This window comes from Paraburkholderia sp. BL23I1N1 (assembly GCF_003610295.1).
GTDB lineage: Bacteria > Pseudomonadota > Gammaproteobacteria > Burkholderiales > Burkholderiaceae > Paraburkholderia.
This window is the reverse complement of sequence record NZ_RAPV01000003.1, coordinates 66,067-80,999: the sequence shown is the minus strand read 5'-3', so window position 1 is coordinate 80,999 and position 14,933 is coordinate 66,067. Positions and strand designations below refer to the sequence as shown.

The 14,933-nt window shown below is 64.9% G+C and carries 13 protein-coding genes; 7 read left to right on the top strand and 6 right to left on the bottom strand.

Annotated elements, in window-relative coordinates; genetic code table 11:
* The first annotated feature begins 19 nt into the window (after positions 1–19).
* The 7 genes from B0G76_RS39540 (at position 20) to B0G76_RS39510 (ending at position 8,513) form a co-directional block, all read left to right on the top strand.
* A complete protein-coding gene (locus tag B0G76_RS39540; RefSeq protein WP_120298171.1) occupies positions 20–2,854 on the top strand; it encodes a DUF4118 domain-containing protein in 2,835 nt (944 codons plus the stop codon).
* Positions 2,847–3,545 (top strand): two-component system response regulator KdpE, encoded by a 699-nt coding sequence (kdpE, locus tag B0G76_RS39535; protein ID WP_120298170.1) that lies wholly within the window; start codon positions 2,847–2,849, stop codon positions 3,543–3,545. The genes B0G76_RS39540 and kdpE overlap by 8 nt, the downstream gene beginning before the upstream one ends.
* A gap of 143 nt (positions 3,546–3,688) precedes the next feature.
* Entirely contained in the window at positions 3,689–4,009 is a 321-nt protein-coding gene (sugE, locus tag B0G76_RS39530) for a quaternary ammonium compound efflux SMR transporter SugE (protein ID WP_120298169.1), read from the top strand.
* 271 nt (positions 4,010–4,280) lie between these two features.
* Entirely contained in the window at positions 4,281–4,892 is a 612-nt protein-coding gene (locus B0G76_RS39525) for a DUF4126 domain-containing protein (protein ID WP_120298422.1), read from the top strand.
* Positions 4,889–7,471: an ABC transporter permease gene (locus B0G76_RS39520; RefSeq protein WP_409076781.1), complete on the top strand. Its 2,583-nt coding sequence runs from the start codon at positions 4,889–4,891 to the stop codon at positions 7,469–7,471. Before B0G76_RS39525 ends, B0G76_RS39520 begins: the two co-directional genes overlap by 4 nt.
* 30 nt (positions 7,472–7,501) lie before the next feature.
* Positions 7,502–7,915 (top strand): group II truncated hemoglobin, encoded by a 414-nt coding sequence (locus tag B0G76_RS39515; RefSeq protein ID WP_120298167.1) that lies wholly within the window; start codon positions 7,502–7,504, stop codon positions 7,913–7,915.
* Positions 7,908–8,513, top strand: coding sequence for a DUF924 family protein (locus tag B0G76_RS39510; RefSeq protein ID WP_120298166.1), 606 nt, complete (start codon positions 7,908–7,910; stop codon positions 8,511–8,513). Before B0G76_RS39515 ends, B0G76_RS39510 begins: the two co-directional genes overlap by 8 nt.
* 51 nt (positions 8,514–8,564) lie before the next feature.
* Here B0G76_RS39510 and B0G76_RS39505 read toward each other — a convergent pair whose 3' ends face one another.
* From B0G76_RS39505 to B0G76_RS39480, 6 genes are all read right to left on the bottom strand, one after another.
* Positions 8,565–10,562, bottom strand: a complete 1,998-nt coding sequence (locus tag B0G76_RS39505; RefSeq protein ID WP_120298165.1) for a glycosyltransferase family 39 protein — start codon at positions 10,560–10,562, stop codon at positions 8,565–8,567.
* A 262-nt stretch (positions 10,563–10,824) separates the two neighbouring features.
* Positions 10,825–11,571: an SDR family oxidoreductase gene (locus B0G76_RS39500; RefSeq protein WP_120298164.1), complete on the bottom strand. Its 747-nt coding sequence runs from the start codon at positions 11,569–11,571 to the stop codon at positions 10,825–10,827.
* An 86-nt stretch (positions 11,572–11,657) separates the two neighbouring features.
* Positions 11,658–12,242, bottom strand: coding sequence for a TIGR00730 family Rossman fold protein (locus tag B0G76_RS39495; protein ID WP_120298163.1), 585 nt, complete (start codon positions 12,240–12,242; stop codon positions 11,658–11,660).
* Positions 12,243–12,244: 2 nt separating this feature from the next.
* Entirely contained in the window at positions 12,245–12,970 is a 726-nt protein-coding gene (locus B0G76_RS39490; protein ID WP_120298162.1) for a TetR/AcrR family transcriptional regulator, read from the bottom strand.
* A 247-nt stretch (positions 12,971–13,217) separates the two neighbouring features.
* A complete protein-coding gene (locus B0G76_RS39485) occupies positions 13,218–13,868 on the bottom strand; it encodes a diacylglycerol kinase (RefSeq protein ID WP_120298161.1) in 651 nt (216 codons plus the stop codon).
* A gap of 20 nt (positions 13,869–13,888) precedes the next feature.
* The gene (locus B0G76_RS39480) at positions 13,889–14,920 is read right to left on the bottom strand and encodes a glycosyltransferase family 1 protein (RefSeq protein ID WP_120298160.1); all 1,032 of its coding nucleotides are present in this window, start codon (positions 14,918–14,920) and stop codon (positions 13,889–13,891) included.
* Positions 14,921–14,933 lie beyond the last annotated feature (13 nt).

Genomic DNA, 14,933 nt, shown 5'->3' with positions numbered 1-14,933 from the left:
ACTATGAAAACCATTGAGCATGAACCGCCCCGATCCTGACGAACTGCTCGACAAGCTGCAACGCGACGAAGAAAAGCGTCAGCGGGGCAGGCTGAAGATTTTCTTTGGTGCGTCGGCGGGCGTCGGCAAGACCTACGCGATGTTGCAGGCCGCGCGGCGCCGTGCCGATGAAGGCGCGGACGTAGTGGTCGGCATCGCCGAAACGCATGGCCGCAGTGAAACCGCCGCGCTGCTCGAAGGCCTCGACGTGCTGCCGCTCGCGGTTATCGAGTATCGCGGCCGCAAGCTCGGCGAGTTCGATCTCGACGCCGCGCTCGCCCGCAAGCCGCAACTGATTCTCGTCGACGAGCTCGCGCATTCGAACGTGCAGGGCGCGCGGCATCTGAAGCGCTGGCAAGACGTCTACGAACTGCTCGACGCGGGTATCGACGTCTACACCACGGTCAACGTCCAGCACCTCGAAAGCCTGAACGACGTGGTCGGCCAGATCACCGGCATTCGTGTTTGGGAGACGGTGCCCGACCGCGTGTTCGATCGCGCCGACGAAGTCACGCTGGTCGACCTGCCCGCTGAAGAACTGCTCGACCGGATGCGTGATGGCAAGGTGTATTTGCCGCAGCAGGCCGAGCGCGCGGTGCGCAACTTCTTTCGCAAGGGCAATCTGATCGCGTTGCGCGAGCTGGCGTTGCGCCGTACCGCGGACCGTGTCGATGCGCAGATGCGGGAATATCGCGCCGATCGTTCGATCCAGCGAATCTGGCAGGCGCGTGAGCGCTTGCTCGTGTGCGTAGGTCCTGGCCCGGAAGCGCCGATGCTGGTGCGCGCGGCGGCACGCCTCGCCGCCAGCCTGAAGGCGGACTGGATCGCCGTCTACGTCGAAACGCCTGAGTTGCAGCGCTTGCCCGACGCACGCCGCGAACGCACGCTGAACGCCTTGAAGCTCGCCGCGGAACTCGGCGCCGAAACCGCGACGCTTGCGGGCACCAATGCGGTCGCTGCGCTGATCGGCTATGCGCAGGCTCGCAACGTTTCCAAGCTGGTGGCCGGCGCTTCGGCGCGCACCGGTTTCAAGCGCCGGCTGCGCCGGCCGCTCGGCGAGCGCATCGCCGAACGCGCTGGCGATCTCGATCTCACACTGATTCGCGCGTCGTCGGAACGCGACGGCGGCGAGCAGCGCCGCTTGCTGAATACCACCGCCAACGCGTGGCGCGAGGCGCTGAGCGCGGCGCGCGAACGCCGCTCGCCGCCGCGTGCGTACGGTTTCGCACTGGCGATTTGCGCGGCTATTACGCTGCTATCGAGCCAGCTGATCGATCATATCGATCTGACCAACCTCGTCATGCTGTACCTGCTCGGCGTGATCTTCACGGCCGTGAAACTGGGGCGTGGGCCGGGTGTCGTGCTGTCGTTCCTGAGCGTGGCCGCGTTCGATTTCTTTTTTGTACCGCCGCGCATGTCGTTGTCGGTGTCTGATACGCAGTACCTGCTGACCTTCTTCGGCATGCTGCTGACCTCGCTCGTCATCAGCCATCTCACCTCTAGCCTGCGCCGCGAGGCGAGTGTCGCGCGGCGCCGCGAGCAACGCACCGGCGCGATGTACGCGATGGCACGTGAACTGGCGGCGGCGCTTACCACCGAGCAGATCGTCGGCATCGGCAGCCGGCATGTGAGCGAAGTGTTCGGCGCGCGCGTCGCGATTCTGTTGCCGGACAGCGTCGATCAGGTGAAGCAGAAGATCGAAGACCCCGACGCGACGATCACGCTCGAAGGCGAGATGCTCGATATCGACGTCGGTCAATGGGTCTACGATCAGCAGAAGCCGGCCGGGCACGGCACCGATACGCTGCCGGCCGCTGCTGCGCTGTACCTGCCGCTCAAGGCGCCGATGCGAACACGCGGCGTGCTGGCGGTCGTGATGCGCGACGAGCGCGAACTGGACGTGCCCGAGCAACAACGCATGCTCGACGCTTTCGCCGCGCAAATCGCACTGGCGCTGGAGCGCGTGCATTACGTCGACATCGCGCGCGATGCGCTCGTCAACATGGAGTCGGAGCGATTGCGCAATTCGCTGCTGTCGGCGATCTCGCACGACCTGCGTACGCCGTTGACCACGATCGTCGGCTTCTCGTCGATGCTCGCGCAATCGCGCGAGGCGCATCCCGGTGCGCAACCCGGCGACGATCTGGTCGAAGCGATCCACGAAGAAGCGCTGCGCATGACGGGCATCGTCACCAATCTGCTCGACATGGCGCGCTTGCAGGCAGGAAGCCTGCAACTGAACCAGCAGTGGACACTTCTCGAAGAAACGGTGGGCGCCGCACTGCGGGCATGCAAACGCGTGCTGGCGAATCATCCGGTGCAGGTGAAGCTGCCCGCGGATTTGCCGCTGCTGCACCTCGACGCCGTGCTGATGGAGCGGCTCTTCTCGAATCTGTTTGAAAACGCGGCCAAGTACACACCGCCGGATACGCCGTTGACGATCGGCGCGCAACGTCTTGATGCGGATGGCAAGTCGTTCGTGCGCGTGGCGATTGACGACAACGGCCCGGGTCTGCCGGCCGGCATGGAAGCGCGGGTGTTCGAGAAATTCACGCGCGGCGAGAAGGAGTCGGCCAAGCCGGGCATCGGCCTCGGCCTCGCGATCTGCCGCGCGATCGTGGAAGCGCACGGCGGTACAATCGGCGCGCTCAATCGCCTGTCCGCGGACGGCCGCGTCGAAGGCGCGCGTTTCTGGTTCACGCTGCCGGTGGAAACGCCGCCCGAAGCCCCGGATGCACTGGAAGACGAAGGCGCGGACGCTTTGCCCGACCTCGACTCAACTCCTAACCCGCTTTCCAAACCGACCCATGAGTGACCCGAGCATCACCGTCGTCCTGATCGAAGACGAAAAGCAGATTCGCCGCTTCGTGCGAACCGCGCTGGAAGGCGAGGGCATCGTCGTGCACGACGCCGAGACCGGCAAGCAAGGTCTCGTCGAAGCCGCGACGCGCAAACCCGATCTCGTGATCGTCGATCTCGGCCTGCCTGATACCGACGGCCTCGACGTGATTCGCGAACTGCGTGGCTGGAGTGAGTTGCCGGTCATCGTGCTGTCGGCGCGCACCCAGGAAACCGAGAAAGTTGCCGCGCTCGATGCCGGCGCGGACGATTACCTCACCAAGCCGTTCGGCGTCTCCGAACTGCTGGCGCGAATCCGCGCACATATGCGGCGCCGCAATCAGGGCGGCGCGAATGAATCGCCGCTGGTGCGCTTCGGCGCGGTGACGGTCGATCTGGCCTTGCGTCAGGTGAGCCGCGACGGCGCCGCCGTCCATCTCACGCCGATCGAATATCGCCTGCTCGCGACCCTCGTGCGCCACGCGGGCCGCGTGTTGACGCACCGGCAATTGCTGCGCGACGTGTGGGGGCCGTCGCATGTGGAGAGCCATCACTATCTGCGTATCTATATGGCGCATCTGCGTGGGAAACTCGAGCGCGACCCGGCGCAGCCGGAGCATATCGTGACGGAAACGGGCGTGGGATACCGGCTGGTGGGCGCGGTTTGAGTTTGCCCGAGGCGTCCGCCGCGCCCTTGCGGCTGCTCGCCGCAGCAAGGCGGCGCGCTATTTTGATATAATTACAGTTCGTAAGGACGACCTTGCGCACTGCTACAAACGGGGACGGCCCCATCTGACCATGGAGCTGTCTCATGCCCTGGATTCTTCTGTTGATTGCCGGTTTGCTTGAAGTCGCGTGGGCGGCCGGTCTCAAAACCTCCGAAGGTTTCACCCGGCTCTGGCCGTCCGTATTCACACTGGTGACAGCGCTCGGCAGCTTTATCCTGCTCGCGATGGCGATGCGCCAGTTGCCGCTCGGCACAGCCTACGCCGTGTGGACGGGGATCGGCGCGGTCGGCGCGTTCATCTTCGGCATCGTCATGATGGGCGAGGCCCTGACGGTCGCGCGGGTGGCGAGCGCGGCGCTGATTGTGATCGGATTGATCGGGTTGAAGCTGTCGTCGGGGCATTGAGCCCTCGTTGCTCACGTGGATTATCGTGTCCGCGTGCGCTTGAACCGGGCGTTATCTATCCGCCGACCATCCGCCATTAGCGCCCGCCATTTATTCGCCGCTCTGCGTTCTGCGAATTAACGTGGCTATAATGAGACTGAATCCAACCTGAAATTGTCCGCGGCCCATTTGGCGCGGCCGGCTTGGCGCGGGTCTGACGACTTCGGTGCGGTGGCTCCCTTTCCTTTGCCCGTCGAAGCGCCCGGCACGCACAGCGCGCCTGGAGGCGGCCATGCTTGAATCACTTTCGCTCGCTGCGGGCCTCTCCTGGGGCAGCGGTCTGCGCCTCTATCTGACAGTCCTGCTGGCCGGCGTGTTCGCACGCCTTGGCTTCATTCATCTCCCCGATACGCTGTCCGCGCTGTCCTCGCCGTGGGTTATCGGCGTCGCCGGCGTGCTGACGGTCACTGAATTTCTCGCCGACAAAATCCCCGCGTTCGATTCCCTATGGGACGCGGTTCATACCTTTATCCGCATTCCCGCCGGCGCAGTATTGGCGGCCGGCGCGCTCGGCCATGCCGATCCCGCGCTGCTGACAGTCGCGGCACTCGCGGGCGGCACGCTGGCGGGCACCGCGCATCTGGCGAAAGCGGGCACGCGCGCGTTGATCAATCTGTCGCCGGAACCGGTGTCGAATGTCGTGACCTCGACCGCTGAAGACGGTCTCGTGTTCGGCGGCATGCTGCTCGCGCTGTTCGTGCCGCTAGTGTTCCTGGTATTGATGGTGGGTTTCATGGTGCTGGCCGGCTGGGCGTTGCCGCGGCTGTGGCGCGGGGTGCAGGGCGGTTTTCGCGGGATGGCGACGCACATGGTGTCGCGGTTTGCCAGGAGTCGGCACGATTGAGCGATACGGTAAGAGGTGTGACGGCGCGGGCGGCTTCACAGCCAACGCGCCGGCTGGGTGGCGCGGATGTACTGCGCCAGTCCATTCGTATGACGGCGCGCGACTGGCGCGCGGGCGAACTGACGATGCTGCTGCTGGCGCTGGTGCTGGCCGTCGCGGCGTTGTCGAGTGTCGGCTTTCTGGCTGACCGTTTGCATCAGGGGCTCGAGCGTGATGCGCGGCGCATGATCGCCGCTGATTTCATCGTGCGTGCCGATCATCCGGTCGATCCGCAGTTCGCGCAGCAAGCCGGCGCACTCGGTTTGAATACCGCCAGCACGGCGATCTTCCCCAGCATGATCAATTCGACCGGTGCCCAGCCGGTCTCGCGGCTGGCCGCCATCAAGGCGGTGTCGCCGGGTTATCCGTTGCGTGGCGCGTTGCGGATCGCTTCGGCGCCAGGTGCGGCCGATCATCCTGCCGATTCGATTCCGGCGCGGGGTACGGTGTGGGTCGATCAGGCGCTGCTCGACGCATTGAAGCTGCATGTCGGCGACGCCGTGAAGGTCGGGGCGCGCAACTTCACGATCGGCGCGGTCATTACCCGCGAACTCGATCGTGGTTTTTCGTTCGTCAATTTTTCGCCGCGCCTGATGTTGCGTGCCGACGATGTCCAGTCGACCGGCCTCATCACCTTCGGCAGCCGCGTGACTTATCGGTTGCTGGTGGCGGGCCCGGATGAATCGGTGGCGCGCTTCGCGCAATTCGCGCACGACAAGGTGGACGGTGGCAAGATGCGCGGCGTCGCGCTCGAGTCGTTGCAAGACGGTCAGCCGCAGGTGCGTCAGACGCTCGACCGCGCGAGTCACTTTCTCACGCTCGTCTCGCTGCTCACCGCGTTGCTCGCGGCGGTGGCAATCGCAATGGCCGCGCATCGGTATATGCGCCGGCATCTGGACGGCTGCGCGGCGATGCGCTGCCTTGGTGTCAGCCAGGCCACGCTGCGCGCGCTGTTCACGCTTGAATTCATCGGCCTGGGTTTGATCGGCGGCGCGCTCGGCGTGGCCCTCGGATACCTCGGGCATCTTGCGTTGCTGACCTGGCTCGGCAGTCTGATCGATGTCGCCTTGCCGTACCCAACCGTCTGGCCGGCGCTCGAAGGCATCGCGGCCGGTCTCGTGCTGTTGCTCGGCTTCGCGTTGCCGCCGCTGTTGCCATTGACGCGCGTGCCGCCGGTGCGCGTGCTGCGTCGCGAATGGGGCGAAGCGGGACGCACTGCGTGGGCCGCCTATGCGCTCGGCATCGCGCTGTTCGCCGCGCTCCTGATCGTCGCGGCGGGCGAGTTGAAGCTCGGCGGCATCGTCGCGGGCGGCTTTGCCGGCGGAATGCTGGTGTTCGCGTGCATCGCGCGGCTGGCGTTGTGGGGCGCGTCGCGCGCCGTGCGCAGCGAGCGCGTGAATGCGGGGATCGGCTGGCGTTACGCGTTGGCGTCGCTGGAGCGGCGTAGCGGCGCGAGCGCGTTGCAGATCACCGCGCTCGGCATCGGTCTGATGTGCCTGTTGCTGATCGCGATGACGCGTGACGACCTCGTGGCCGGCTGGCGCAAATCGACGCCGCCCGACGCGCCGAACGAATTCATCATCGACATCCAGCCCGACCAGCGCGAAGCAGTCACGCAATATCTGAGCACGCACGGCGTGCCCGGCACGGTGCTCGCGCCAATGGTGCGCGGCCGGCTGATCGCGATCAACGGCAAGCCGGTCAATCCGGACTCGTTCAAGGGCGAGGATGCGAAGCGTCTCGTCGATCGCGAATTCAATCTGTCGTACACAACCGAGCTGCCCGACGACAACCGTCTCTCCGCCGGCACATGGTATGGCGACACGAAGACGCCGCAGATTTCGATCGAGCAGGGACTGGCGAAGCTGATCAACGTGAAGCCTGGCGACACGCTGCGCTTCGACGTGACGGGCCTGCAGGTCGACGCGCCGGTAACGAGTGTCCGCAAGCTCGACTGGGGCTCGTTCAAGGTCAACTTTTTCGTGCTGATGCCGCCGACCGCCTTGCAGGATTTCCCGGCGACGTTCATTACCAGTTTCCATCTGCCGCCGGAAAAACAGTCGACCATCGACGGGCTGATCGCCGCCCATCCGAACCTCACGGCAATCGACACCGGTCCGATTCTGGCGCAGGTGCAACGCGTTTTGCAGCAGGTGATCGGCGCGGTGCAGTTCCTGTTCGCGTTCACGCTCGCAGCCGGCGTGCTGGTGCTCTACGCGGCGCTGGCCGGCACGCGTGATGAGCGTATGCGAGAATCCGCGCTGCTGCGCGCGCTGGGTGCTTCGCATCGTCAGGTACGGGCGGTGCAGGTCGCCGAGTTTGTGGCGGTGGGCGCGCTGGCGGGTTTGATGGCAGCGATTGGCGCACAAGTGATTGGCTGGGTGCTGGCAACACACGTGTTCGAGTTTTATCTGAGCTTCGATCCGTGGCTGTTGCCCGCGGGTATCGCGGCCGGGATTGCCTGCGCGGGTGTGGGCGGCTGGCTCAGCTTGCGGCATGTGCTGGCGCGTCCCGCGTTGCAATCGCTGCGGGACGCGTGATTTTTCTACTTTGGTTTTCTGTGATTGGGTATGAGCAATCTTAACGACGAAGTGTCCGCGGCGCAGCCGACGGCCTTCGAACTGGTGGGCGGTGAAACGCGCGTGCGCGAACTGGTCGACCGGTTTTATGACCTGATGGATCTCGAACCGGAATTCGCCGGGATTCGGGCGTTGCATCCGGAATCGCTCGATGGCTCGCGCGACAAGTTTTTCTGGTTCCTGTGCGGGTGGATGGGGGGCCCCGATCATTACATCAGCCGGTTCGGCCATCCGAGGCTACGGGCGAGGCACATGCCGTTTCCGATTGCGTCCGGCGAGCGGGATCAGTGGCTTCGCTGCATGGCATGGGCGATGGACGACGTCGGGCTTTCCGAGCCGTTGAGGGAGCGTTTGCTGGCGTCGTTCTTCGAGACAGCGGACTGGATGCGCAACCGCAATGGTTGATGGGGCGGCGGGCCCGGAAGCGGCAGAGGCGCGCGCAGTCCTCAACTGCTGGTTCGGCGCTCCGGATACCCCCACCTTCGGTCAGGCCCGCAAGCTCTGGTTCTCCCGCAATCAGGCCTTCGATGCGATGCTGCTGGAACGCTTCGGAGCACTGATCGACGCGGCGCGTGAAGGGCTACTCGACAGCTGGACGGAATCACCGCTCGGTGCGTTGGCGCTGGTCATCGTGCTGGATCAGTTTTCCCGCAATTGCTACCGCAATACACCGCGTGCTTTCGCGGCCGACCATCAGGCGCTACGCATCGCGCAACGGATGATCGCAAGCGGCGCCGAGCTCTTATTGCCGACCGTGCATCATCGCGCGTTCGCGTATCTGCCGTTCGAACACGACGAAACGCTCGCCAGCCAGCACGAATCGTTGCGCCTGTTCAAACAGCTGAAGGCCGAGCCAGGCGGTGCGTCCTACTACGGCTCCGCGGTCAGGCACGCAAGAATCATCGAGCGTTTCGGACGCTTTCCACATCGTAATGCGCTACTCGGGCGTCAGTCGACGGATGAAGAAGCGGCTTTTCTGAAGGAGCCTGGCTCGTCGTTCTAGGCGCAAGGGGCGACGCGCAAGCACAGATCAGGCGCCATCCGTCGCGGCGTGCTACTCGCCGCGCGCGGGCGTCGACGGTGTCCGCACGAACACCCGCAACAGCTCGTCGTTGTCGCCCGGGCGCGCGCCCGACCAGAACAGACGCCAATCGCCCGCAGGCGCCTGTGCATTGTCGCGGCGGGTCTGTTCGATCAGCCAGGTGCACTCGGTCGTTGCGGCGTTCGCGGTTGGTTGATGCTCGATGCCGGCGTAGTAGTACAGCATCGGCGCCTCGGATTCGCCGAGCCCCGTGCTGGCCATGCAATCGCCGTCGTTCCATTCGATATTCATGCTGGTGCCGAGATTTTCGAACACGGAGCGGTAACTTTTCGCATAGTCGAGCCACGGCAGCAGCAGCGTGCTGACCAGTCCCCACGCGAGAATCGCGCCGGCGCACCAGCTCAGCGCGCCGCGCCATTTGCCTGCGTACTTGAAGACCGGCAGCAGCCACAGCCAGCCGAGCGTCATTAGCAGCGCGGCCGCGATCAGCCCGGGCTTGACCGGCAACACCCAGTCAAGCGGCAACCAGCGGCCGAGCCGGTGCAGCGACGCATGCGTGTTGGCCGGATCGCTCATGATCGACCAGATGATCCACGCGAGCGCGGCCGTGCTGCCGAACAGCACGCGGCTCGCCATGTCCCAGCTTGCGTGCAGACGCCGCGGCAGCTTTTCGATGCCTTGCATCGCCACCAAGGCGAGCGGGGCGATGAACGGCAGAATGTACAGTTCGCGAACCGTTGCCGACGTTTGCAGGACGGCGAAACCGGTGCCTGCGAAAATTACCGGGAGCGCCACACGCGGATCGCGCCAGCGGCGCCACTTGCCGCCGGCAAGCGCGGCCAGCGCAAGCGGCACCACCGGAAAGCCGACGCTAAGCACAGTGCGCAGCACGAACAGACGGCTTTCGTTTTCGGAGCCGAGTTGCGCCACCGAAAAGCCGAGGAAGCGGCCGATATTGTTGTCCCACAGCCAGACTTTGAAGAGTGCTTCGGAGCGCAGATAGAAACAGATCGGCCAGATCAGAACGAAGGGCGAAGAGACCAGTGCGGCAATACCGAGTGCGCCTGCGAAGCGGCGAGTGCGGCAGGCGGGATACAGCACTAGCACCGCGACGGTCGTCACGCCGAATACGAGCGGCACGAACAGGCCCTTGGCCAGCAACGACGCGCCGACGCCGGCGCCGAACATCGCCGCGCCGCTGAGGATCGCGTGGCGCCGGCGGCGTGTGTCGACCGGCAGCAGCCGTGCTTCGTCGCGCAGATGCACCAGCACCAGTTCGAACAGGCCGCAGAAACCGAGCGCGGCACCGGCCATGAGCGCGACGTCGGTCATCATGTCGTGCACGTGCTTGATGACGACGAGCGTGCTCGCGAACAACGCCAACGTGCCGATCACGCGGATGTCGAGCCAGCGCGACGCGGCCACCGCGCGGCGGGTGACGCGCGCCGTGTAGTAGACAGTCAGGCCGGCGAAGAGCGCACTCGCGAGGCGTGCCGCGTCATGCAACGGCAGATAACGGCCGAACATCCAGGCGAGCCCGGCGGCGACCCAATCGTAGATCGGTGGCTTTTCCACAAAGGGCTGGCCGGCGTTGGTCGGTACGACCAGGTCGCCGGTATCGAGCATGTGCTGGATGATGCCGAACGTGTAGGTCTCGTCCTGCTTCCATGGGTCGTGGCCCAAGGTGCCGGGCAGGAGCCACGCGCACACGATGGCCAGCGCGACCAGCCACATGAGCGGCCGGGAAGCCGTGAGCGCGCGCAAGCGCCGGGCGCCACGCGAAGCGGGCGCCGGAGCGGTGGGGGCGGAAGGGCCGACGGGGGCAGCAGGCCTTGCGGGCGCCGCGGCTTCGGCTGCGGTAGTGTGGCCCTCCGGCAGGGCCGCGCGGGATTCGGCAACGCGTGCCGGGCCGGCGCGCGGTTTGGGAGCACCATCGGCCGGGCCGGCCGGCGCTGGCGTCGCAACCGCGACGTTCCCCGTACGCCAGGGCGCGGATAGTTTTTCGTGCATGAGAATCTCTGGTCAGCCTGCGCGACGACGTGGGCCGCGGGCTTATGTTCTTGCTGTGCGCCGCGTGCGGTTGCGTGCGAACGCTGCGATTGTAGTCCCGGATTGTTACGGTAGATTACAGAAAAAGCGCGGAATATTCCGATCGGCCGAACGGATTGCACCGATTCCTCATCAAATCGACGGGAATGGGGCGTCGGGAGTCAGAAAGGAACAGGCGGGCGCGGGAACCGCTGGCCGCGCAAGCAGAAAGAAGAGGGGCCGCTCAGCGTCCGCCGGTCACGTCGAGCAGGGCGCCCGTGACGTACGAGGCCGCGTCGCTCAATAACCAGACGATCGACTCGGCGACTTCATCGGCGCTGCCGGGGCGGCCCAGCGGCGTGGTCGCGCCGAGCCGGGCGGCGCGCTCGGGCTTGCCGCCGCTGGCGTGGATTTCGGTGTCGATCAGGCCGGGCCGCACCGCGTTCACGCGCACACCCTGCGGGCCGAGTTCTTTCGCGAGGCCGAGCGTCATGGTGTCGACGGCGCCTTTCGAGCCGGCGTAATCGACGTATTCGCTCGGGGAACCCAAACGCGAAGCCGCCGACGAGATATTCACGATCACGCCGCCCGCGCCGCCGCGGGTGGTCGACATCCGGCGCGCGGCTTCGCGTGCGCACAGGTAGGCGCCGAGCACGTTCACGTCGAACATGCGCTTCAGACGCGCGAGGTCCATATCCGCGAGCTGGCTCGACGGCGCGACGATTCCCGCGTTGTTCACGAGTGCATCGACTCGGCCGAACTTCTGCTGGAGCGCGTCGAACATCGCGATCACATCGGCTTCGCTGGCGACGTCGCCGGGAATCGGCAACGCGTGCCCGCCGGCGCGTTCCACTTCAGCAACGGTTTCCTGCGCGGCCGCGAGATTTCGCACGTAGTTCACGCCGACCGACCAGCCGCGCGCGCCCAGCAAACGCGCGGTTGCGCGGCCAATGCCGCGGCTGCCACCGGTGATCAGAACGGCTTTCGTCATCGCAACCTCATTGTTCGGGCTGGGCCGCGGGAGTGTGCGGCCGGTGTTCGTTCAGAGGGCAGAACAGGCACAACTGCAGGCGTCGCTCAAACGGCGTCGCGCTTGACGGCCCATTTGTCGCTGACGGGCGGCCGATAGTGTTGCAGCTTGTCGATCAGCGCGACGGGATCGGCATCCCTTTGCAGGATGTCGAAATAGGTCTGCCGCATGAAGCCCTCTTCCACCGTGTGCTTGAGCAGCGCGATCAGCGGATCGTAGAAGCCGTCGATATTCAGCAGTGCCACCGGCTTCTGGTGGTAGCCGAGTTGCGCCCACGTATAGACCTCGAACAGCTCTTCGAGCGTGCCCGCACCGCCCGGCATCGCGACGAACGCGTCGGACAGGTCGGCCATCATCTTCTTGCGATGATGCATGTCGGGCACCACATGCAACTCGGTCAAGCCGTTATGGCCGACTTCCTTGTTGACCAGCAATTCGGGAATCACGCCGATTGCGCGACCGCCTTCGGCCATCACCGTGTCGGCGATCACGCCCATCAGGCCGACCTTGCCGCCGCCATAGACCAGTGCGAGATCGGCCTGCACCAACGCACGGCCGAAGGCGCGCGCGGCTTCGGCGTACAACGGTTTGGCTCCGTCGGAGGAGCCGCAATACACACACACCGACTTCATGCTCAAACGTCCTTCGGTTCGTTACGGGGCGCGGCGCCTTCCTTCGGCGGCAGGTAGTCGTAGAACTCGCGCCTGGGCAGCTTGCCCGAGACGAGGTCGTCGAAAATCTGCCGCGAGCGGCCGCGCAGATAAGGCGCCATCAGCGACACGATCTGTACGCTCACCTGATGCAGCTCCACGCGAATCGTTTCCTGCTCGTTGTATTTGCGCGGGTTCATCACGAACTGGTACGACAGCCAGTAAGTGCCGATCACGCCGACGTTGGTGGCGATCACGTGCAGTTCCTCGGGCGTCGCAACCATTTCACCGTCCGCCACGAGCTGCTCGCAGAACTGACTCGCAAAGCGCACCTTGTGGCTGATGATCTGCTTGAAATGTGTCTCCAGCGTGCGATTGCGCGCCAGCAGATCGTTCAGGTCGCGATACAGAAAGCGATACCGCCACATGAAATCGACCATGTACTGCAGGTACGACCACATTTCGTCGATGGTCGCGCGGTGGTCGTCGGGGAAACGCAGACGCTTTTCGATCTCCTGCTCGAACTGGCTGAAGATGCTGTTGATGATGTCGTCTTTGTTGCGGAAGTGGTAGTACAGGTTGCCTGGACTGATTTCCATTTCCTCGGCGATCGTCGTCGTAGTGACGTTCGGCTCGCCGATTTCGTTGAACAGTTTCAACGACAGCTCGAGAATCCGTTCGCGGGTGCGGCGGGGAGGTTTGGCTTCCATGTCGTCCGGCCCTGGTTACGCCGGGCTGGGCGCGTGGCGGCTTGCCGCTCTAGCGTGATCCACCCGGACGCGGTTGGTATTTTGAGCGCCTCCAAACCTGCCGCTACGCGACAGGCCTGTGAGACTATCGAACGATTATAAACCGACCGTTCTTATACCAAACGGATACTCAGGGTTTTCATTTTCTGGAACGCTGGATCAGGCGCGCCAGGCGATGCTGCAGAGTGGCTTTTGCCGTCATGCATGCTCACAGCAACGCTTTGATCCAACGCACGACGAGTGGCCCGACGATCAGCCCCCACGTCATCACACACATGCCGAGCGCGACCATCACCGCCGCGCTGCCGAGATCTTTGGCACGGCGCGACAACTCATGGCGTTCGAGCGAAATCCGGTCGATGGCCGCCTCGAGACTCGAGTTCAACAATTCCACGATCAGCACCAGCAGTACCGAGCCGAGCAGCAAGACGCGCGACACGGGATCGACGGGCACCAGCACGCCACACGGAATCAGGATCGCGGCGAGCGTGAGTTCCTGACGAAACGCGCTTTCCTCGCGGATCGCCACACGGAACCCGGCAAGCGAATTTTTCATCGCGTGCCACGCGCGGGTCACGCCGCGATTGCCCTTGTACGGATTGAAGGGGAGTGGGGCGAGCGGATCGTCGGGGCTGAGCGGTTCGTTGTGCGGCTCGCTCTCGGGGCTCGGGGGGCTCGGGGGATTCGCGAGGCTCGCGCCGTTCACGCCGTGAAAACCATTCGCGTGATGGACGTGATCCGGCGTGCCGTGCTCGCTCACGTCGTCGAACGGCTCGACGCCGGCGGCGTCGGTGCCGGCATCGACAGCGCGCAACGCGCGGTTCGACGCGCGTGCCGCGGTGGAGTTTCGGGTTCGCATAAGCGGCTCGGCGCGTCGCGTCACGCGGCGGCGCTTTCCTCGCTGTACGAGGTGCGCGGCAGCGGCTTCAGATGGGCCGCGAATTGCTCGGACGCCGCGGCCCACGAGAAGCGTTCAGCCCACGCGCGTGCATGGCTGCGTTCGATCTTCAGCGCTTCGAGGCAGGCTTCGCGCAAGTCCTCGTGCATGGCGCCCGCGCCGCCGTCGCCGAGCACGTCGATCGGACCGGTCACCGGATACGCCGCGACCGGCGTGCCGCAGGCCAGCGCCTCGAGCAGCACGAGCCCGAAGGTATCGGTGCGGCTCGGGAACACGAATACGTCGGCGGCGGCATAGACCTTCGCCAATTCGGCTTGCGTCAGCACACCCAGGTAATTCGCTTGCGGATAGCGCGACTTCAGTTCGGCGAGTGCGGGGCCTTCGCCCGCGACCCACTTCGAGCCGGGCAGGTCGAGCTTGAGAAACGCCTCGACGTTCTTTTCGACCGCCACACGTCCGACGTACAGAAAGATCGGCCGCGCGGTGTTGAGGACCTTCGAGTCCATCTGGTGAAAGATGTCGAGATCGACGCCGCGGGTCCACAGCACCACGTTGGTGAAGCCGAATTTTTCGAGGTCGGCCTTGACCACCGGCGTGGGCGCCATCACGGCCAGCGACGCTTTGTGGAACCAGTGCAGAAACTTGTAGGTGAGCGCGAGCGGAATGCCGAAACGCGCCTGCACGTATTCGGGAAAGCGCGTGTGATAAGCGGTCGTGAACGGCAGCTTGTGCTTGATCGCATAGGCCCGCGCGGCCATGCCGAGCGGACCTTCGGTGGCGATGTGCAGCGCGTCGGGCGCGAAATCGTCAATGCGCTGACGCAGCTTGCGGCCCGGCAGCAGCGACAGGCGAATCTCAGGATAAGTCGGGCACGGGATCGTCTTGAATTCGAGCGGTGTCAGCAGGTCGACCTGGTGGCCGAGTGCGGTGAGTTCGCGCGTGGTGTTTTTCAGCGTACGCACGACGCCATTGACCTGCGGTTCCCATGCATCGGTGACGATCATGATCTTCATCGGTTTCGGCCCA

Coding starts and splice junctions, on each gene's coding strand:
- B0G76_RS39540 (WP_120298171.1), top strand. CDS start 20: ATGAACCGCCCCGATCCTGACGAACTGCTCGACAAGCTGCAACGCGAC.
- kdpE (WP_120298170.1), top strand. CDS start 2,847: ATGAGTGACCCGAGCATCACCGTCGTCCTGATCGAAGACGAAAAGCAG.
- sugE (WP_120298169.1), top strand. CDS start 3,689: ATGCCCTGGATTCTTCTGTTGATTGCCGGTTTGCTTGAAGTCGCGTGG.
- B0G76_RS39525 (WP_120298422.1), top strand. CDS start 4,281: ATGCTTGAATCACTTTCGCTCGCTGCGGGCCTCTCCTGGGGCAGCGGT.
- B0G76_RS39515 (WP_120298167.1), top strand. CDS start 7,502: ATGAGCAATCTTAACGACGAAGTGTCCGCGGCGCAGCCGACGGCCTTC.
- B0G76_RS39510 (WP_120298166.1), top strand. CDS start 7,908: ATGGTTGATGGGGCGGCGGGCCCGGAAGCGGCAGAGGCGCGCGCAGTC.
- B0G76_RS39505 (WP_120298165.1), bottom strand. CDS start 10,562: ATGCACGAAAAACTATCCGCGCCCTGGCGTACGGGGAACGTCGCGGTT.
- B0G76_RS39500 (WP_120298164.1), bottom strand. CDS start 11,571: ATGACGAAAGCCGTTCTGATCACCGGTGGCAGCCGCGGCATTGGCCGC.
- B0G76_RS39495 (WP_120298163.1), bottom strand. CDS start 12,242: ATGAAGTCGGTGTGTGTGTATTGCGGCTCCTCCGACGGAGCCAAACCG.
- B0G76_RS39490 (WP_120298162.1), bottom strand. CDS start 12,970: ATGGAAGCCAAACCTCCCCGCCGCACCCGCGAACGGATTCTCGAGCTG.
- B0G76_RS39485 (WP_120298161.1), bottom strand. CDS start 13,868: ATGCGAACCCGAAACTCCACCGCGGCACGCGCGTCGAACCGCGCGTTG.
- B0G76_RS39480 (WP_120298160.1), bottom strand. CDS start 14,920: ATGAAGATCATGATCGTCACCGATGCATGGGAACCGCAGGTCAATGGC.